Annotated in this window: 20 protein-coding genes; 12 read left to right on the top strand and 8 right to left on the bottom strand. The window is 69.2% G+C overall.

The window, feature by feature from the left end; genetic code table 11:
- Positions 1-4 precede the first annotated feature (4 nt).
- Positions 5-868 carry an alpha/beta fold hydrolase gene (locus OG300_RS36165; RefSeq protein WP_405488892.1) on the top strand — a complete coding sequence of 288 codons (864 nt, stop codon included), beginning with the start codon at positions 5-7 and terminating at the stop codon, positions 866-868.
- Between the two features lie 75 nt (positions 869-943).
- Here the strand turns inward: OG300_RS36165 and OG300_RS36160 are convergent, their stop codons facing one another.
- Positions 944-1,306 (bottom strand): hypothetical protein, encoded by a 363-nt coding sequence (locus tag OG300_RS36160; RefSeq protein ID WP_405488890.1) that lies wholly within the window; start codon positions 1,304-1,306, stop codon positions 944-946.
- Between the two features lie 121 nt (positions 1,307-1,427).
- Positions 1,428-2,825: a lipase family protein gene (locus OG300_RS36155; RefSeq protein WP_405488888.1), complete on the bottom strand. Its 1,398-nt coding sequence runs from the start codon at positions 2,823-2,825 to the stop codon at positions 1,428-1,430.
- A 200-nt stretch (positions 2,826-3,025) separates the two neighbouring features.
- On the opposite strand from OG300_RS36155, the gene OG300_RS36150 reads away from it, so the two are divergent.
- Together OG300_RS36150 and OG300_RS36145 are read left to right on the top strand one after the other, a co-directional pair.
- Positions 3,026-3,586, top strand: a complete 561-nt coding sequence (locus tag OG300_RS36150) for an HD domain-containing protein (RefSeq protein WP_405488886.1) — start codon at positions 3,026-3,028, stop codon at positions 3,584-3,586.
- Positions 3,587-3,638: 52 nt separating this feature from the next.
- Positions 3,639-3,998, top strand: coding sequence for a VOC family protein (locus OG300_RS36145; protein WP_405488884.1), 360 nt, complete (start codon positions 3,639-3,641; stop codon positions 3,996-3,998).
- Here OG300_RS36145 and OG300_RS36140 read toward each other — a convergent pair.
- The 6 genes from OG300_RS36140 to OG300_RS36115 all read right to left on the bottom strand — a co-directional run bounded on the left by OG300_RS36140 (position 3,977) and on the right by OG300_RS36115 (position 8,373).
- Positions 3,977-4,168 carry a hypothetical protein gene (locus tag OG300_RS36140; protein ID WP_405488882.1) on the bottom strand — a complete coding sequence of 64 codons (192 nt, stop codon included), beginning with the start codon at positions 4,166-4,168 and terminating at the stop codon, positions 3,977-3,979. The genes OG300_RS36145 and OG300_RS36140 overlap by 22 nt on opposite strands.
- On the bottom strand, positions 4,165-4,374 hold the full coding sequence (locus OG300_RS36135) for a heavy-metal-associated domain-containing protein (protein ID WP_405488880.1): 210 nt from the start codon (positions 4,372-4,374) through the stop codon (positions 4,165-4,167). The genes OG300_RS36140 and OG300_RS36135 overlap by 4 nt, the downstream gene beginning before the upstream one ends.
- An 89-nt stretch (positions 4,375-4,463) precedes the next feature.
- Complete coding sequence (locus tag OG300_RS36130; RefSeq protein WP_405488878.1) at positions 4,464-5,090, bottom strand: sigma-70 family RNA polymerase sigma factor; 627 nt, start codon at positions 5,088-5,090, stop codon at positions 4,464-4,466.
- 229 nt (positions 5,091-5,319) lie between these two features.
- The gene (locus OG300_RS36125) at positions 5,320-5,898 is read right to left on the bottom strand and encodes a hypothetical protein (protein WP_405488876.1); all 579 of its coding nucleotides are present in this window, start codon (positions 5,896-5,898) and stop codon (positions 5,320-5,322) included.
- 52 nt (positions 5,899-5,950) lie between these two features.
- Entirely contained in the window at positions 5,951-7,846 is a 1,896-nt protein-coding gene (locus OG300_RS36120; RefSeq protein ID WP_405488874.1) for a heavy metal translocating P-type ATPase, read from the bottom strand.
- Entirely contained in the window at positions 7,843-8,373 is a 531-nt protein-coding gene (locus tag OG300_RS36115) for a zf-HC2 domain-containing protein (protein ID WP_405488872.1), read from the bottom strand. Before OG300_RS36115 ends, OG300_RS36120 begins: the two co-directional genes overlap by 4 nt.
- A 63-nt stretch (positions 8,374-8,436) precedes the next feature.
- On the opposite strand from OG300_RS36115, the gene OG300_RS36110 reads away from it, so the two are divergent.
- The 9 genes from OG300_RS36110 (at position 8,437) to OG300_RS36070 (ending at position 18,993) form a co-directional block, all read left to right on the top strand.
- Positions 8,437-9,411 carry a hypothetical protein gene (locus OG300_RS36110; RefSeq protein ID WP_405488870.1) on the top strand — a complete coding sequence of 325 codons (975 nt, stop codon included), beginning with the start codon at positions 8,437-8,439 and terminating at the stop codon, positions 9,409-9,411.
- Between the two features lie 117 nt (positions 9,412-9,528).
- Positions 9,529-10,605, top strand: coding sequence for an ABC transporter substrate-binding protein (locus OG300_RS36105; RefSeq protein ID WP_405488868.1), 1,077 nt, complete (start codon positions 9,529-9,531; stop codon positions 10,603-10,605).
- 37 nt (positions 10,606-10,642) lie between these two features.
- Positions 10,643-11,650, top strand: coding sequence for a FecCD family ABC transporter permease (locus OG300_RS36100; RefSeq protein WP_405488866.1), 1,008 nt, complete (start codon positions 10,643-10,645; stop codon positions 11,648-11,650).
- Positions 11,647-12,498, top strand: coding sequence for an ABC transporter ATP-binding protein (locus OG300_RS36095; protein ID WP_405488864.1), 852 nt, complete (start codon positions 11,647-11,649; stop codon positions 12,496-12,498). The genes OG300_RS36100 and OG300_RS36095 overlap by 4 nt, the downstream gene beginning before the upstream one ends.
- Positions 12,499-12,604: 106 nt before the next feature.
- On the top strand, positions 12,605-13,504 hold the full coding sequence (locus OG300_RS36090; protein ID WP_405488862.1) for a glycosyltransferase family 2 protein: 900 nt from the start codon (positions 12,605-12,607) through the stop codon (positions 13,502-13,504).
- Positions 13,501-15,564 (top strand): glycosyltransferase family 2 protein, encoded by a 2,064-nt coding sequence (locus OG300_RS36085; RefSeq protein WP_405488860.1) that lies wholly within the window; start codon positions 13,501-13,503, stop codon positions 15,562-15,564. Before OG300_RS36090 ends, OG300_RS36085 begins: the two co-directional genes overlap by 4 nt.
- A gap of 107 nt (positions 15,565-15,671) precedes the next feature.
- Positions 15,672-17,948, top strand: coding sequence for a hypothetical protein (locus OG300_RS36080; protein ID WP_405488858.1), 2,277 nt, complete (start codon positions 15,672-15,674; stop codon positions 17,946-17,948).
- A complete protein-coding gene (locus tag OG300_RS36075; RefSeq protein ID WP_405488856.1) occupies positions 17,945-18,166 on the top strand; it encodes a hypothetical protein in 222 nt (73 codons plus the stop codon). The genes OG300_RS36080 and OG300_RS36075 overlap by 4 nt, the downstream gene beginning before the upstream one ends.
- A complete protein-coding gene (locus tag OG300_RS36070) occupies positions 18,163-18,993 on the top strand; it encodes a glycoside hydrolase family 16 protein (RefSeq protein ID WP_405488854.1) in 831 nt (276 codons plus the stop codon). The genes OG300_RS36075 and OG300_RS36070 overlap by 4 nt, the downstream gene beginning before the upstream one ends.
- The last annotated feature ends 48 nt before the right edge of the window (positions 18,994-19,041 follow it).

Below are 19,041 nucleotides of genomic sequence, written 5' to 3'. Positions count from 1 at the left end.
GTTCATGAAGACAACAGCAATGACAGCGACCACGACGTTCGAGACCGGGGTGGTTCGGGCCAGTGACGGTACGCGGATCGGGTATCGGCGGATCGGGAGCGGGCCCGCGGTGATTCTGGTGCACGGGGCGATGATGACCTCGAAGGGGTTCGAAACCCTGGCCACCGAGTTGTCCACAGAGTTCACGGTGTATCTGCCCGACCGGCGAGGCCGTGGCATGAGCGGGCCGTTCGGTCCGGGGTACGGCATCCGGACCGAGATCGACGATATCGCGGTGCTGCTGCGGGAAACGGGTGCGCACAATGTGTTCGGGCTGAGTGCGGGCGCGACCTTCGCGTTGCACGCGGCGCGAGCCCTGCCGCAGATCACCAAGCTCGCCGTCTACGATCCGCCGCTGGCTGATGCCGACGGTGTTTCACCGCTGGGCTGGCTGGACCGCTACGAGCACGAAATGAACTACCACAGGCCAGCTTCGGCGTTCGTGACCGTCGCCAAGGGCACCGGCGACACCGGCAGTGTCATCGCCAACATCCCCCGATTCCTGCTGACGCCCCTGATGGCGGTCATGCTGCGGCTGGACAAGGGCGAAGACGACGAGCCGCTGCGTAACCTGCTGCCCACCATGCGATATGACGCCGGTGCTGTCGAAACCGTGATCAACGACAAGGATTTCGGTGGATTACGTTGCGACACCCTGCTGCTCGGCGGCGAGAAGAGCATCGGCTACCTGCGCACCGCGCAGGACACCCTGGAATCCCTGATCCCGAACGCGCGCCGCGTCACGCTGCCGGGCGTCGGCCATCTGGCGGCTCTCAACGACGAGAAGCCCGAGCTGGTCGCAGCCGAACTGCGCAGCTTCTTCCGGTGACCGAATCGGCAGTGACCGATGCCGACTGTTGAAAGCCTTGCCCATCGGGGCTTTCAACAGTCGGAGCGCGATCGGCTACGGGTTGTAGATCTCTACATACGCGTTCGTGGCGACGGCGAGAATGCCTGGGCCCATGCCGGTGCAGGCGGCGGTGATGCGCTCGCCCGACGGGGTGAAGGGATAGCTGAGGATGCGGTACGGGCCGATCGCGTAGAGCGGGAAAGGGCCGCTGGCGTAGAGGCCCACGCAGTCGAGGTGGAGTACGTAGTTGCTGCCGCCGTCGGGCGCGCAGACCGCGGAGGCGTCGACGATGCCCCTGGTGACGGCGCAATCCTGAGGTGCGGCGTTGGCGGTGCCGGATCCGGTGACCGCGGTGAGAGCGAATCCCGAAACACCCACGGCGGCAATCAAAGCGGCGGAGCTCAACGATTTGCGCATGAAAATCCCTCCGATATGTGATTGATCGGGCGGTTCCCAACACCCGCCTCGCACAGTCACCCTATGGGTGCAGCGAATTCCACGCTATCGGTTAGTTGTCCGGTTGGGCGCGAATGCCGGGTCAGCCGCCGAGCAGGGCGCGCAGCGATCCGCCGAGCATTCCCGAGGTCAGGGCGGTGAGGGAGTCGGGAGCCAGCACGGTTTCGGGGACCGATCGGGTGTCGCAGCCGGTGGGGATTTCGGCGGAATCGGCGCGGGATTGCAGCCAGGCGAGCGCACCGGGTGAGCCCAGGCCCCATTCGAGGGTGTGGCCGGAGACCGGGAGGGTCAGTTGCTCGCGGCGGTAGGTGACGGGGGTGCCGCTGTCGCAGTAGGTGGAGACGAGGGTGTCGACGCCGCCGATGGTGCTGATCTCGTCGCTGATCGCGTTGTAGACGTAGAGCGGAGCGGTGGGCGTCTCGGCCCCGAGTTGCGCGGCGTCGATGGCGGCGCTGATCACCGGGTCGGCCAGCACCTCGTCCAGCGAGGCGGTCATGTAGTGGGTGGCGTCGAAACCTATGTTGGACAGCAGGTTCTGAGGCGTGCAGGCGGAGACCGCGGCGGCGATCTTCTGCTGCCCGGCCGGAGTCAGGTAGCGGTCGAGGGCGGCGGTGAACTCCGGCGCGCCCTGCATCATGCCCATGAGGGCGATCGGCACCAGCGCGCCGCCGATGGGAGTGCCGTTGGCGGAACGCAATCCGGCGCGGAAGTCGCCGACCGGCGCACCGAGCGCGGCGGCGATCAGATTCAGTTCGGGGGCGTAGCGCGGCTGCTCCTGCGCGGCCCAGCCGGAGGCGATGCCGCCGCCGGAGTAGCCCCACAGCATGGCGCGGGTGTCCGCCCCGGAAAGCCCGGTGGGCGTGAAGTTCTCGGCGGCGCGCAGTCCGTCGAGCACGACGTAGCCCGGTTCGCGCGGGGTGAGGAAGTGATTGTCGACGCCGCCGTAGTCGGGCACCGACACCGCCCAGCCGCGCGCCAGCGCCGCGGCCACCATCGGTGACTCGTTGGCCATGGTGGTCAGGTCGATGCTCGGCTGCGAGAGGTCGAGCCAGGGCACGCGCCCCTGCTGCAACGCCTGTGACGGCATGCATTGCGGCGCAATGGAGTCGGTCATGTTCTGGAAGGACAGCACGGCGGACGGATTGGCATTGTCCGCCGACTTCAACACCGTGGTCACGGCACTGTAGGGCTGCCCGTCGGCGTCGGTGGTGCGGTAGAGCAACTGCCAGGCCGACACCCGCATGGGCAGCGCCTGGAAGAAGCTGGGTTCGATCTCCCGGGTACGCAGGATCGTGCCCGGCGCGGCGTCCGCGAGGTCGGCGGGCGGCTGGTAGAACGCGTCGGAGTCGTCGGGGGTGGCGGTCGCGATCGGTGTCGTGACGCCGCCGAGCACGAACGCGGCCGTCAGCAGCGTCAGCGCCGTGCCGCACCCGCGCCGCCACCTGCCGAACATGTTTCCCGAATAACGGTCTTCGCCCACCTGCGGCATGGTTCGCCCCTCCCATTCGGGACCGAACGATAACAGGTTCCAGTATTGGCGGTCCGGAATTCGCGGTATCGGTCAGAGCCGGGCCAGCGTGGCTGGCCTCCAAGTCTTCGAGGTTGAGAGCCACCCGGGTGCGGCAGAGTTTTCATGTGCCGTTCACCTCTGGCAAATATTGCGCGACTTAGGTTTCCACTATGAGGGAATCGCTGCGTGTGGGGTCGGTCGCCGAACTGATGGCCTTGTTGGCCAGCTGCGAAGACGCCTGGGACATGCCGGATCGAAGTGGGGATCCGGTCGACATCCTCGACCACGACCGGCAGTGCGCGGAATTGCTGCGCGAGCGGTTTCCGGAAGACGAGGAACTTCAGGTCGCGGGGCTGGCGCACGATATCGGGCATGTGCTGGTGCCTGGCGATGACGGCGGGCACGGCGTGAATGGCGCGAACGCGGTTCGGGAGCTGCTGGGTGAGCGGGTGGCGCGGCTCATCGAATTGCATGTGACGGCGAAAAGGTATCTGGCGGCTACGGATTCGGTGCATGCGGCGGCGCTGTCGGCGTCGAGTCAGCGGACGCTGGTGGCGCAGGGTGGGCCGATGACGGCCGCGGAGATCGCGGTGTTCGAGGCGGATCCGGATTTCGACGCCGCGATCGCGCTGCGCAAGGCGGATGACGCGGGCAAGGTGGTGGGGCTCGTGGTGCAGCCCCTTCCCACCTGGCGTCCGGTCATCGAGCGGGTGGCGGGCCCGCGGTTCTGATCGGGGGGCCGGAATGCCGTGCGGGCTCGAAGGCTCGTGCGAGACTGGCGGTATGGCCGATGCGACGCCGCCCGGATATCACTCGGTGACACCGCGCATGGTGGTGGACGACCCGGTGGCCGTGGTCTCGTTCCTGCGCACCGTGTTCGGCGCGGCAGGGACGGCCGAGCCAGGTCGTCCCGCCGAAGTTCGGATCGGTGACTCGCTGGTGATGATCTCGGAAACCGGTGCGCGGGAGGCGTTTCCGGCTTTCCTGTACATCTATGTCGAGGACGTGGCGCCCACCTTCCAGCGGGCGCTGGACGCGGGTGCCGTCGCGCTCGAACCGCCCTTCGACACACCGTACGGGGATCGACGGGCCATGGTGCGCGACCGGTTCGGGAACGTCTATCAGATCGCGAGTCGCGGGTAAGGCACGTTGTTCGCGCCGAGGGCGTGGCTGTGCGCGGGGTGGTGCACGGTCGGGCGGGTCGAGGTGGGGAACGACTGGCCGATCAGCCAGGCCACGGTGAATATCGCGACCAGGATCAGGGCGAAGGCGGTGGCCTTCAGTAGGGGTTCGAGGGGGTCGGCCTCGTTCACGCCTGGGCCAGTTCGTATCCGGCGTCGTCGACGGCGGCGCGGATGAGGTCGACGGAATCGGCGGCGGCGCCGGTGACGGTCACCTGGCCGGCTTCGACGTTCACCTCGACGGTGTCGATGCCGTCGATGGCGGTCAGGGCCTTGGTGACGGCGCCAGCGCAGTGGCCGCAGGTCATGCCCTGCACGGTGTAGACGATCTCACTCATGTCGTGTCCCTTCGGATTTCTTCGATGATTGCCCGACCGCCGGAGCATGTCACGAAAGTCATGCTCCGGCAGCCGGTCCGGTGTCGTGGTCAGCAGGCCCGCTGGTCGAGCAGGCCGGGGCGGTCCTGCCGATCGAGGAGTTCGATCAGCGATTCCCGGGCGCGGGCCACGCGCGAGCGGATGGTGCCCACCGGGCAGCCGACCGCCTGCGCCGCCTCCAGGTAGGAGAGGCCGAGTACCTGGGTGAGGACGAAGGCCTCACGGCGGTCCTCGGGCAGCCCGCGCAGCAGCTCGGTGATGGCCAATTCCTCCGGGAAATCGGCACAGTCGCGTTCGTGGCGACTGTCGATGGCGGACTGCCAGTCTCCCGACGCCGATTTGGGGCGCGCGGACGCGCTGCGGATGCGGTCCACCACGACTCGGCGGGCGATGGACAGCAGCCAGGTGCGCGCCGAGGATCGCCCGGCGAACGACGGCAGGCTGCGCAGTGCGCGCAGGAAGGTCTCCTGCGTCAGATCGTCCGCGGACTGGGTGTCGGTGAGGTGCGCGACGAAACGCCAGACATCGCGCTGCGTCGCGCGGATGAACGCCTCGAGGGCGCGGCGGTCGCCGCGTCCGGCCGACAGGGCCAGCGCGGTGAGTTCGTCCACTTCACGAGTGGCGGGCAGGGGTGAGGACCGCTGCCCGGTGGACAGCGGCACGGTGATGGAATGCATTGCCAGGCCTTCGGTAGAAGACGCCACGCCGGCGTGGCGTCGGCAAGGTTCGGCCGTCACTCGGGGGTGACGTACCGCGGGCAAGACGGTCGATCAGTCACCGGCGCACCGCAATTGGGTGGCCGGTCGCGGATGCGCACGACCGCGGCATCACGACCCGACCTGGGTGGCGGATCGTCGTGCCGGGTAACGCATCGGCCGGTGCCGCGAGGTCACCGGCGGGAACTGTTCAGACCCCGAAGGCGAATGCGGGCGGGCCACGCCGGGCGAGCACATGCCGCAGCACATCCTGCGGCGCGATCCGGACCCGGACGTGTGCGGGCCGGGCGATGGGGGCGTCAGCGGCACGGCCGACATGGAAGACGGCCAGCAGCGGCGCGAAAACCCGGGCGTGCAGCGCGCGCAGCAGCGCGAACAGGGCCCGCTCGCCCCACCACAGCCACAGGCCGCAGCAGGTCGCGGCGAGGCAGTGCGCGGCGGCCATCGACGGCGAGTTCACCATCGATGGCGCGGCGCCGTGGCCGCCGTGCGCGCTGTGCCCGTTGGCGACGGGCGCGAGCCCGAACCACAGGTGCAGGATCAGCTGCATGGCGGACAGACCGCCGATGATGGCGGTCGCGCCCCACTGCCGGTCGGCGAAAACCCATGCCACGGTGGCGGTTCCCAGCGCGGCGGGCAGCAGGGTGGAGAACGAGAGCGGATGACCGGAAATCAGGCTGTGCCCGGCCGCGGACAGTGCGACGGCGATCACGGCGAAGATCGCCGCGCGCACGGCGCGAGTCACGGGGGTCACGGCTGGATCGGTCATGGCATCCGACATCGTCGCATCTGAGGGGTAAGTCCTTCGGAGGCGGGGCTTCTCACCGCAGCCGCAAGCTGTTGGAGATGACGAACAGGGAGGACAGGGCCATGGCGGCCGCGGCGGCGAGCGGATCGAGCAGGCCGCCGACCGCGAACGGGATGGAGATCAGGTTGTAGCCGAGCGCCCAGATCATATTGCCGCGGATGGTTTCCGCGGTCGCCCTGGCCAGTGCGATCGAGGCCGGGACCGCCGCGAGGTCGTCGCCGACCAGCACCATGTCCGATGCCGCGATCGCGGCATCGGCCCCGCCGGAGAGTGCGATGCCGAGGTCGGCGGCGGCCAGCGCGGGGCCGTCGTTCACGCCGTCGCCGACCATGGCCACCCCGTATCCGAGTTCCCGCAGCCCGCGGATCACCTCGACCTTGTCCTCGGGCAGCAGACCGGCGTGCACGTCGGTGATGCCGGTGCGGTCGGCGACCGCCTGTGCCGCATAGGGATTGTCGCCGGTGAGCAGGACCGTGTGCAGGCCCTGCCGGTGCAGTTCGGCGATCGCGCCCGCAGCGCTGTCGCGCACCCGGTCGTCGTGGTCGGCACCGTGGGTGAGGGTGCCGGTCTTGTCGAACAGGACGATGTCGATCCGCCCGGCGCGTTCGAGGGCGGCCTCGTCGCCGATGAGGATGCCGGTGCGGGCGCCTCGGCCGACCGCGGCGAGCAGTGCGGCGGGGGTGGCGAGGCCGAGGGCGCACGGGCAGGCGACCACCAGCACGGCGATCCCGGCGGTGACCGCCCGCGCGGGTGTGGCTCCGGCGACCAGCCAGCCGGTGGTGGTGACGGCGGCGATCAGCAGGACGGCCGGGACGAAGCGGGTCACCAGCCGATCCGCCAGTCGCCGTAGTTCACTGCGTCCCGTCAGCCCGGGTTCGAGCACTCGGGTCGGGCCCGCCGAGACAAGGGTGTCGGCTCGGCTCGCGGCCTCGATGATCAACCGGCCCTCCCGCACCACGGTCCCGGCCGACACCGCCGTGCCCGCACGCAGGGGCGTGCTGCCGGATTCACCGGTGAGGGTGGCGAGATCCACGCTCGCTTCCCCGTCGATGACGAGCCCGTCGGCGACGATCATCTCGCCCGACCGTACGAGGAAGCGCTGTCCTTCCTCGATGTCACCCAAGGGAATCCGCTGGCGCTGACCCGAATCATTTACTACTACAACTGTTTTGACGTCTGCCTCGGCGAGCGTTCCAACTGCCGCAGCCGTGCGCAGCGATACCCGCCGCTCGATCCACCGGCCCGACAGCACGAGCACGGTGATCCCGGCCGCGGTCGCCAGGAACCCGATATCGCTTCCGAGCGCCGCACGCCATCCGAGACCCGGATCGACCGAGCCGGATTCGAACAGCGCCACCACCGCCCACCCTGTCGCGACCGTGATCCCCAGCGAGACAAGGGTGTCCATCGTCACCGTCCGATGCCGCGCACCACGCAGCGCGGCCGCGTGCAGGGGCCAGGCCGCCCACGTGACGATGGGTAGCGCGCACAGAATGGGGATCGACTGCCAACCGGGAAATCGCGTCGACGGCACGAGAACGAAACTCAGCGAGGTCACCGCCAGCAGCACGGCCAGCGGAACAGCCAGGGCCAGCCGACGACCGAGCGACCGCAACCGCGAACTCTCCGCCGCCAGCACCTCGGCATGCGCGCCCGAATTAGCCTCGGCAGCAAAGTATCCCGCGCCCTCCACCGCCCTGCACAGCTCCTCCACGTCGCAACCCTCGGGAGCGTCGATGGTGGCCGTGCGGGCCAGCAGATTCACCGACGCCGTCACATCGGCGATCGCCTCCAACCGTGCCTCGACCCTGGAAGCACAAGCAGCACAGGTCATTCCGTCGATGACCAGCGTCACCCGCCGCAGCACGGGCGGATCAGCCCGGGGAAACCGATACACCGTGGCGGTCACACCGACTCCGAACCGCCGAGGCCCGCAATCACCCGCAACGGCAGCCGTCCGGGAACCGCACGCGGCGGCAAGATCCGCTGAGGCACCCGGACCGGGCGCGATACGGCGGGTGCACGGAACAGCGACAGCGCGAGTTGCGCGGACAGGGACAAGCCCGCGACCAGGATGCCGGCGAGGAGCATGGCAGGCAGCCCGAATCCGGCTGATCCGGTGAGCAATCCGATCTCCACGGCAAGTGCGGCATGCACCAGGTTCGGCAGCCGCGCCGGGCGACGGCGGCCGCGCGACGGATTGTCGGAGGGTGGCACGGGCTGATTCATGATGGTGTCGGACAGGTCGGGATACCCGGTCAACTCCTGAGTCGCGGGTACCGGGCCGGTCTGCGGTGTGACCAGGCCTGCCAGGGTCGACCAGGTGTGGCAGGCGGGGCATTCGTCGAGGTGCTGTTGCAGGCGGGGGGTGGGGATGCCGCTGGGTTCACCGTCGATTCGCGCCGAAATGGCCTCGCGGGCCGTATCGCACCTCATGGTGGATCAGTCGGATGGGAGGGGGGTTGGGTTCCCGGGCGGGGCGCGGTTATGGTTCCCGGCGTGTTGGACCGGATCAAGCCGTCGTGCCGTCGGCGCAGGGCTGCGCGCTGGGTGACGATGCTGGTCGCGACCGGTGTCACGGCGCTCGCCCCGGGGGTCTCGGCCGCCGAGACCGCGACCGGGTGCTGGGTGATGGACGTGCCGGTCTATGCCGAAGCACGCGATTCGATGGCTGCTGGAACGCAATTGGACGCAACGGTGCGGATCGTCAATGGCTGCTCGCATCCGGTGGTGTTGACCCTGCGGTCCGGGCGCACGGTGACCGGTGATGACGGCGCACCGGCCTGGTCGCCGCTCGTGGATGCGGCGGGGTCGGCCCGCTTCGACCGCGAGCAGGTGACCGTTGAACCGGGCGGCAGCGAAGTGGTGGGGGTCACGGTGTCGGCCGCCTCGGATGCGGAGCCCGGTGATCACCCGCTGGCCGTGAGTGCGGCAGAGGCCGACGCACCGGCGAATCCTGTTCGCTGGCAGTCGATTCCGCTGCGCGTGGACGGCGAGCAGCGGCAGCGGGTCGAGATCGGCGATATCGCCGCCGCGTATCACTCGCGGTTGAATCCCTTCGCGCCCGGCAGCGCCGATATCGCGTTCACCGTGGCCAATACCGGCACCGCCACGATCAGCGGGCAGGTGCTGGCGGGGCTGGGTGGGCTCTACAGTCTGCGAGCCGACGCCGACTTCGCGCACGCGCCCACCGTGGTCCTGGTGCCCGGTGCGATCTATCGCGGTTCGGTCCGCATCGACCGGGTCTGGCCCGCAGTGCGATTCGATGCCCAGGTGGGTTTCCGGCCCACGGCGATCAGCGGATCCCCCGTGGACTACGCCACCCCGGCCGTGCAGAACGAGCGCACGCTCTGGGCGCTGCCGGTCGGCCAGATCCTGGTCGCGATCCTGCTCGGCACCACGCTGTTCGTGCTCGCCCTCGCCCGCCGCGACCGCCACCTGCGCCGCGCCCGAATTCCCGCGACCACCGACTGAGCCGGACCCGCCTGCGAAACCGCGGGTGCCGTGGGAACCGAATACCTCTCGGTCGCGACTACTGGTGTGGCGGGCCGGGACCTGGCTCGGCGTCATCGGGATCGCGGAGGGTGTCGTTTGTTCACACGTACCTTGTCGAGAGTCGCGCTCAGTGCGCTGCTGCTCGCCGGATCGGGGCTGCTGGCAGCCTGCGGATCCGATCACGCGGCCTCGGGTGGGCAGGCACAGGACGGTGCTGCCGGATATCCGGTGACCGTCGACAATTGCGGGTTTCAGCAGACGTTCGACAAGCCGCCGTCGCGGGTGCTGCTGCTACAGGGCGCTTCCGTCGGTGAAGTGGAGACGTTCCTGCTGCTCGGTCTGGGCGACAAGATCGTGGCCAATGCGCAGTACTACGGGGTTTCGGATATCCCGGGGATGGCGCAGCGCGTCGACTCGCTGCCCAAGGGCGGTTTGAAGCTGAACGCGTCGGCCGATGTGCCCGCCGAGCAGGCGCTGGCATTGCAACCGGATCTGGTGGTGTCCACCTGGTCGGGCGGCTTCGATCCGAAGTTCGGGTTCGCGAGCCGGGACATGTTGCAGCAGGCCGGGATTCGGTCGCTGGTCAATCCGGTGAACTGCTCCTACGGTAAGCCGAAGGACGTGACGGCCGCCGAGCGCGACGCGTACACCGCGGCGTCGACCACCTCGTCGCTGGACTTCATCACATTGGTAGGGCGCATCTTCGGGGTGCCGGACCGGGCCCGCGAGCTCGTCGACCAGCTGCGGGTGCGCATGGATGCCGTGGCGCAGAAGGTGAACGGGCAGCCGAAGAGCAAGATGCTGATCGCGTTCCCCGATATGGGCATGATGAACGCCAACGGTCTGCCCGCGGTGTTCTCGGGCAATATCTACGACTCGGTGGTGCGGGCCGCGGGCGGGGAACCCGCGTTCCCCAATGGCGGCTGGGATCTGACCTCGAATCTGAGCGCCGAGCAACTGGCGGCCGCACCGGTCGACGTGCTGGTGATCGGCGCGTATCGGCCGGGTGAGGACCTGGATGCGGAGGCGGCCAAGCTGTTCGCCGCCTATCCGCAGTGGAACGCGTCCAAATCCAAGTCCTACGTGAAGGTTTCCGATGGGATCTACCTCGGCCCGGCCAATGCCGACGCGATCGAGCAGATCGCCCGCGTCGCCCACCCCGCCGCGTTCTGACCGCCGCTGGGCGCGCTCGGGGCGACTGAGCCCGGCGGTGCTGTTGCCGCTGGGCGGGATCGCGCTGGTGCTGGCGTGCCTGGCCGGTGTCACGGTCGGCTCGGTGCATGTCCCGGTCGTCGCGGTGTGGGACACGCTGCGCTTCCATCTCCTGCACTTCGGTCCGCCGCCGGACGCGCTGCCCGCAATGATCGTGTGGCAGTTGCGGATTCCGCGCGTGGCCGCGGCGATCGTGGTGGGCGCGGCGCTGTCGATGGCGGGTGCGGTGCTCCAGGGCATGGTGCGCAATCCGCTGGCCGACCCGTTCGTGATCGGGGTGTCGTCGGGGGCGGGACTGGCCGCGGTGGCCGTCATGTCCTCGGCGTCGGCGCTGTGGATTCGCAACCTCGGGGTGCCCGTCGCCGGTTTCGTGGGTGCGATGGCGACGCTGGTGCTGGTGCTGATCTTCGCGCAGCATCGTGGCCGGTTCACCGGGGCGCGCATCGTGCTCGCGGGTGTTGCTGTAGGCCAGGTGGCTTCGGCCGCAACGAGTCTCATCCAATTGCATTCCGAACCGGCGGAGATCCGCGGCATCCTGTTCTGGATGATGGGCAGTGTGGCCGGGGCCGATCTGGCGGCGCTGCGCCTGCCCGCCGCGGCGGCGCTGGCCTGCATGGTGTGGCTGCTGGTGCAGGCGCGCGGGCTCAACGCGCTCTCGATGGGCGATGACGACGCGGTCGCGCTGGGCGTGGACGTGAACCGGCTGCGGTTGCAGCTCATCGTGATCGTCGCGGTGCTGACCGGATTGTCGGTGAGCATCGCGGGCGGCGTCGGCTTCGTCGGGCTGATCATCCCGCATATCGCGCGCTTCGCGACGGGCGCGGATTACCGTCGGCTGCTGCCGGTTTCGGCATTGCTGGGTGCGGTGTTCCTGGTGCTCATCGATCTGGCCGCGCGGGCGCTGGACTCGCCGAACGAGTACCCGCTGACGATTTTCACCGCCGCGCTGGGCGGGCCGTTCTTTCTGTGGCTGCTCAAGCGGAGCCGGTCGGGAGGCACCGTATGACTCAGGCGGACAACAGTTCTCGCAACTCCGGTGGCTCGGCGGTGACCGTGACCGGGTTGCGGGTGGACATCGACGGAACCACCATCGTCGATGCCGTGCACATGGCGGCGGCTCCGGGGTCGGTCACCGCGATCGTGGGCCCGAACGGGTCCGGCAAGTCGACGCTGCTGCGGGCGGTGTACCGATCCGGGCGGCCGACTGCGGGCACCGTGCTGATCGGCGGGCACGATGTGTGGCGGACGCCGGTGAAAGCGATGGCGCGCGAGCGGGCCGTGGTCACCCAACACCAAGGCGAGGCAGCGGATTTCACGGTCGGCGAGATCGTGGCGATGGGTCGTTCCCCCCATCAGCGCTACCTCGCGCCGGACTCGCGGCGCGATCGCGAGATCGTGGTCGAGGCCATGGAGCGGGTGGGTGTGGCCGGTTTCGCCGATCGGGACTTCGCCGGGCTCTCGGGCGGCGAGCGGCAACGCGTGCTGCTGGCGCGGGCGCTGGCGCAGCGGGCCCCCGTGATCCTGCTCGACGAGCCGACCAATCACCTGGACATTCACGCTCAGCTGGCGCTGCTACAGCTGCTGCGTGAGCTGGACGCGACGATCGTGCTGGCCATCCACGACATCGGGCAGGCGCTCGCGTATGCCGATCATGTGGTGGTGTTGCGGGCGGGCACAGTGGTGGCGGCGGGTGAGCCGGGCACGGTGATCACTCCGGAACTGCTGCGTGAGGTGTTCCAGGTGTCGGCGTGCGTCATCGAGAATCCGCTCACCGGGCGGCCACACATCATTGTCGGCCTGCCGGATGAAAAGGCCACGGCCGCAGTGGATATCGCCGATTCCGCGCGGGCGTGAGCGATAACACACAATTCTCCGCGGCGACGGGAACCCGGGGCGGGTGTCGTCCGACTGATCCTCTGAGTCGGCAGGCGAGGGGCCGGCCCAGAGGTGAGGAAATGCCATGTCTGTTGGCGGTCGCTGGTACGGCGGGCGTAATCGGCGGCCCGGGGCAGGGGACGCCGAATCGGATTCGAACTGGCCGCGAATTTCGGTCGTCATTCCAATTCTGAACGAGGCCGACAACCTTCGTCAGGTGCTGCCGACCATTCCGGCCGGATACGAGATCATCGCCGTGGACGGCGGCTCCCGGGACGAATCCATGGCGGTCGTGGCCGAACTGCGACCCGAGGCGACCCGGCTGCGGCAAACCCGCTGGGGCAAGGGCAATGCGCTGTCCTGCGGGTTCGCCGCCGCCACCGGCGACGTCATCGTCATGTTCGACGCCGACGGGTCCGCCGACGCCCGGGAGATCGACGCCTTCGTCGCCACCCTCATGACGGGAGCCGATTTCGCCAAGGGCACCCGGTTCGCGCCCGGCGGCGGCAGCGTCGATATCACCGCGCTGCGGCGGCTCGGGAACAGCGGATTGACCGCGCTCGCGAATCGGCTGTTCGGCATGCATTTCACCGATTTGTGCTACGGCTACAACGCATTCTGGCGCGATATCCTGCCGCTGCTGGCGCTCCCGGATTGTGAACCGGCCGATGCCGGGACGCGGTGGGGGGATGGCTTCGAAATCGAGACCGTCATCAATTGCCGGGTCGCGAATGCGGGGCTCGTGATTCGCGAGGTGCCCAGTCATGAACAGCACCGGCTGCACGGGCCGAGCAATCTGAATGCCTGGCGAGACGGGCGGCGGGTGCTGACCACGCTGATCCACGAATGGCGCGCTCGCGACCGGACGGTTCGGCTTTCCTCTGCCGCAAGGCATTTCACGCCCGCGCCGCAACCCACACGGCCCGTCGCGGACCGGCATATTCCGACTTTGCGCGCACCCCATGGTCATCGGGACGCGGTGTGAGCGAACTGCCATCGATCTCGGTGATCGTGTGCACGTACTCCGATCGACGCTGGGAGTTGTTCCGCGCCTGCGTCACCGAGGTGTGCGCGCAGGCGGCGGAGTCGGATGCCCAGGTGGTCGTGGTCGTCGATCACAACGAGGAACTGCGTGCTCGATGCGCCGCCCGCTTCCCCGACGTGACCGTCGTGGCCAACCGGGAATCGCGCGGGCTGTCCGGGGCACGGAATACCGGTGTCGCCGAATCCAACGGGGATGTCGTGGTTTTCATCGATGACGACGCGGTGCCGCGGGGCGGCTGGCTGACGTCGATGCGTGCGGCATTCGCGGACACCGCACTGCTGGGCGCGGGCGGAGAGGTGCACCCCGCGTGGCCGAAAGGCGTGCGGCCGGTGTGGTTGCCGCCGGAATTCGACTGGGCGATCGGCTGCGACTACGCGGGCATGGCCGCACTGGGTGCGGAGATCCGCAACCCGATCGGCGCGAACATGGCTCTGCGGCGCGACGTCGTTGTCCGGGCCGGTGGATTCCGCGCTGTACTCGGCCGGGTCGGTGGAACCCCGGCCGGATGTGAGGAGACGGATCTCGCCATACGCATGAAAGCACTTGCACCACGGGGAATCATCCGCCGAATCGCCGAAGCTCCCGTCGATCACCACGTCGATGCCGACCGCTGCCGCGGCCGCTACCTGATTCGCCGCTGTTATGCCGAAGGCGGCTCGAAAGCGGTCCTGATGCGCCTCGAGGGAGCCGGGCCCGCGATGTCCGCCGAGGCAGACCACGCGATGATCGCCATCCCCCGCGCGATCGGCCGGGAACTGGCCGCGGCATTGAATGGCGACCGCACCGCCACACGCCGAATCCTCTGGACCGTACTGGGATTGACTGCCGCGATCCTCGGTTGGATACGCGGAATGTTCCGCCCGCGCCCGCAGGCGGGAACAGACGACGGTATAGCCCGCGATCAATCACGTTCGACAGCCGCTGGTTTCGCTGCCGTGCGGCTTGGCCGGCAGTCCCCGTCGCAAGACTGGCCTGCCGTGCGAGTCGGTGTTTCCGTGGTGCTCTGCACTCTCGGGCGGGCCGCCACGTTGCCCGCTGCCGTGCGGTCTGTGTTGGTCGAGCAAGCTTGGCCTGCAACCGAAGTGCTGGTGGTGGACAACGACCCGACGTCCGGAGCGGCGCGTCGTGCGTTGACGGGATTCGATGATCCGCGGCTACGGGTGGTGGCCGAGACGAGGCGGGGCGTGTCATATGCCCGCAACGCCGGGGTCGCTGCGGCCGTCGCGCCGGTGGTCGCCTTCATCGATGACGACGTGATCGCGGAACCCGATTGGGTGCGGCGGATCGCCGAGGTGTTTCAGGCCGATCCGGACGGCGAGATCGCCTGTGTGACAGGCCTGGTCGTGCCCGCTGATCTGGACCTGGCGACGCATCGCTGGTTCGAGGCGAGTTCCGGGTTCGGACGCGGGGACACGGTGATGGTGTGGGAGCGCGAAGGCCACGGTGAGCTGCTGACTCGACTGCGGGCGCACGAACCGCTCGCGGTGCCGGGGCGGCGGGGGCCGGCGTATCCGGTGGCGGGCAGTGAGTTCGGGTCGGGGAACAATATGGCGCTGCGGCGGGAGTGGCTGGTGCGGGCGGGCGGGTTCGACACCGCGCTCGGGACCGGCAGTCCGGCGCGGGGCGGCGAGGACCTGGACATGTTCCGGCGCACCATTCTGGACGGTGGCGCGATCGTGTATCAGCCCGCCGCCACGGTTCGGCATCACCACCGCGACACCCCCGCGCAGCTGCGGCGGCAGATGTACGACTACGGCGTCGGCATGTGCGCGAGCGTCGTTCGCTACGCGACCACCGATACCGCCGCGCTGCTGCGGGTGCTGCGCGTCCTGCCCGGTGGCCTGCGGCTGCTGGTGGATCCGCGCTCGGCCAAGAACTCCGGCAAGACTCCCGACTATCCCCGTGCGCTGACCTACATCGAACTCGCCGGATACCTCACCGGGCCGGTTCATCTGGTGCGCAGCCACCTCACCCGGGCCCGGCGGGAGCGCATCGGGTGATCCGGCTCGACTCCCCCGGCCGGACCCGGGCTTCCCACCGGCCGCGATACCCGCTGCCCCCGATCGCGGTGCTCACGGCGTCCGCAATCGCTTGCGCGGCAACCCTGATGGCCATCGCGGACTGTGGCGGTCCACTCCGCTTCGCCGCCGTCCTGGCCATGTTCTGCTGCGCGCCGGGCCTGCCGCTCATCGCCCTGATCCGCCTGCCCAGCCTGCCGATCACGCTGATCCTGGGCATCAGCACCTCCTGGGCGACCTGGCTGCTGCTCGCCCTCGCCCAGATCACCTCCGCACACTGGCTGCCGATCCCGTGTGCGCTCCTGATCTCGACGATCACCGTCGCCGCCACCCTCGCCTACCTCACTCCTCGACTGCGCGGGGAATGGAAAGTCCAGCGGCCGTGGCTGATTCAGCGCCTCCGGGGCCGCGGCCATGATGACGACACGGCACCTCCGTCTGAGCACACGGTCGCCATCGGACGACGGACTCGCCGCAAGAGCTTGCGACCGTTGCCCGCGTCCGGTGGCATGGCATCGGGTCCGACGCTGGGTGGGTCGGCCATCGGCCGGTCCGGGGCAGGTGTGCGACAGCTCGGCATCGGTGCCGCGTATGGAATGCGCTGGACGCGAAGCCGATTCGTGACGTTGACCGGGCTCGGGGTGGCGGCCGGGCTGCTGTGGTGGGAGTCGCGGGTCGTCGATCTCGATGCGGCCGGGGCGTATGGGCTTGTCGGGGTGCTGACTTGGCGGATGCCTGTCGCGCTGGTGTTGATCGCCGGGGTGTTCGCGTGCGCGCTGGCTCGGCGGCGGGTCGACGGGGTGAGCGCCGCCGGGGCGGTGGCGCTGCTGGTGTGCGGGCTGTATCAGCTGGTCAGCGTGGCGGATGGGAGCGCGGTCGTCGGGACCGGGTTCGTGCATGTGGGGTTCGTCGATTACCTCGGGGCCGCGCATCGGTTGCCGCCGAGCGTGGACGCCCGGTTCAGTTGGTCGGGGTTCTTCGATGCGGCAGCGTTGATCGTGCGGCTGGCGGGGTTGCCGGATGCGGGGCCGCTGCTGCTGTGGGCTCCGGCGGTGATCACCGGGTTCGCGACGCTGCCGCTGTTCGTGATCGCGCGCATCGTGACCGGGTCGCAGCGGCTGGCCTGGGTGAGCCTGGCGATCTATGTGTGCGGCAACTGGTTTCAGCAGGACTACTTCGCGCCGCAGGCCATCGCGATCGTCATGCACTTCAGCATGGTGGCGGTGCTGCTGTGGCTGCTGCGCGGCGGTGGAACACCAGCGCTGAGCGGCGGGTGGGTGCAGCGGCTGTCGGCACTGCCGGTGCGGGTTCCGGGGTTGCCGGACGGGGTCGGTCGAACGCAGGCGCTGGCACTGGAATTCGTGCTGCTGTTCATCGGTGCCGCCACTGTGGTCAGTCATCAGCTGACCCCGGTGTTCACCATCGCCACCCTGACCCTGCTGGCCCTGGTCGGCTGTCTGCGGCAGCGCGGGCTGCCGGTGGCACTGGGCATCGTGTTCACGCTGTGGCTCAGCTATGGCGCGCCGGACTATTGGACCGGTCACCTGCATGTGCTGCTCAGTGATCTGGGCCGGGTGGGCAGGTCGCTGCAGTCGGGGGTGAGCGACCGGGTGACCGGCGATCCGACCTATCAGCGCATGCAGTTGGTGCGCATCGGGTGGTCGGGCGGACTGGCCGTGCTGGCCGCGATCGGACTGCTGCTGCATCGGCATTCGCGGTTCGCGCTCGCGGCGCTGGCGCTGTTCGCGGCACCGTTCACGCTGATCGTGGCGCAGAGTTACGGCGGCGAGATCGTGCTGCGCTGCTTCTTCTACGCGCTGCCGATCATGGCTCCGCTGGCCGCGCTCTGCCTGCACCGATTGTTCGGGTGGGCATACGGATTCGCGCGGCGGACGACCTCGGCGGCATGTCCGCGGCGGCGGCGTGGTGTAGCCGCCGCACTGTTGACGCCCGCGGTACTGGTGGCCGCGGTGCTCGGGCTCACCACACGCGGCCTGAATACCGCCTTCGAACGCAATCCCGCCGATGTCGCGGCGGCGGCCCGCGACCTGCTGCGTCGAATTCCCGACGGCGCCAGCGTGATTCCGCCCAACGGTGAAGGCGTGCTGCAAATGGCGCGGCTCACCACCGTCGCGCGGCCGCAGAACGGGAAGTGTGCCGAATGGACCATCGCCTGCGTCGACACCTTTGACGCCGACTACGTCTTCCTCAGCACCACTCAGCAGGCGGCGCTGCGACTCCAATGGGGCATGCCGCCGGGCTCGCTGTGGACCTTCGCCGACGAACTGGCCCGGCAGGGCCGCTACCGCATCGTGCAGCGCACCGATCACGTGATCGTGCTGGAACGCCAGCGACAGGAGCAATGACCTTGTGGAACTTCGTGATCGGCCCCGCCGGCGCGGTGATGTTCGCACTCGCGCTGGGACTGCTGGCCCTGTCCACGGTGCTGCGGGAGCGCTCGGTGCCGCGCACCGGGACCACCGACCGGCTGGCCACCGCTCGGCCGGTGCTGCACGGGCTGGCCTTCGCCGCCGTCGTGCTCGGGCTGAGTGCGACGGCCGTGCGCATGGGGACCATGGCATGAGCCGACGACTGTCCCGCCGCCCGGTGCTCGGCGCGCTGCTGCTGGCGGTGGCGCTGCTGTGCTGCGCGGGTATCGCACAGTGCGCGCGCGGCACCGCGGCCGACGGCGTGTCCGGGGTGGCGGCCCCGCGCGGCGACCTGCCCGGTTGGCGGCAGGTGTTCGTCGACGACTTCACCGGCGATCAACTCTCCGAATCCGATTGGGGCCGCTACAGCGGCAAACCCGGTGGCGATCCGGCCAGTTTCTGGCTGCCGTCGCACACCGTGGTGCGCGACGGCATGCTCACGCTGCGGGGTTATCGGGAGTTCGGCCGCATGGTGACCGGCGGGGTCGGGATGTGGCCGCGCCCGCAGACCTACGGCAAGTGGGAGGTGCGCCTGCGCGCCGACCCCAGCGACGACGTCACCTTCCACCTGCTGCTGTGGCCACGCGACGAGATCTGGCCGCCCGAGATCGACTTCGCCGAGAACTTCGGCGGCGCGCGGGATTACGTCGACGGGTTCCTGCACTGGACCGACTCCGGCGGGCGGCGCAAGGCCCAGCAGGCGGTTCGGGCCGACTTCAGTCGGTGGAACACCGTCGGCGTCGAATGGCTGCCCGGCATGGTGCGCTACACGCTCAACGGCCAGGTGTGGGGCGTCGAGACCGGCGATCGCGTTCCGAACACTCCTATGTGGCTGGCTCTGCAGACCCAGTCCGGCGGGTGCGCCAAGGCTGTCGAATACGGGGTCGCGCCGTGCCCGTGGGTGGGTACGCCCGACCACACCGAGATCCAGATCGATTGGGTCAGCGTCTACGCGCCGGCCTTTCCCATGGCGGGCAAGTGAATCCGCCCCCTACTCGTCCTGTCCGCCGAAAGACCGTTCGGTCCTCGG

It is taken from the genome of Nocardia sp. NBC_00511 (assembly GCF_045161165.1).
In the GTDB taxonomy this organism is placed as follows: domain Bacteria; phylum Actinomycetota; class Actinomycetes; order Mycobacteriales; family Mycobacteriaceae; genus Nocardia.
The sequence above is the reverse complement of the archived record's forward strand: the minus strand, read 5'-3'. Positions and strand labels throughout refer to the sequence as shown.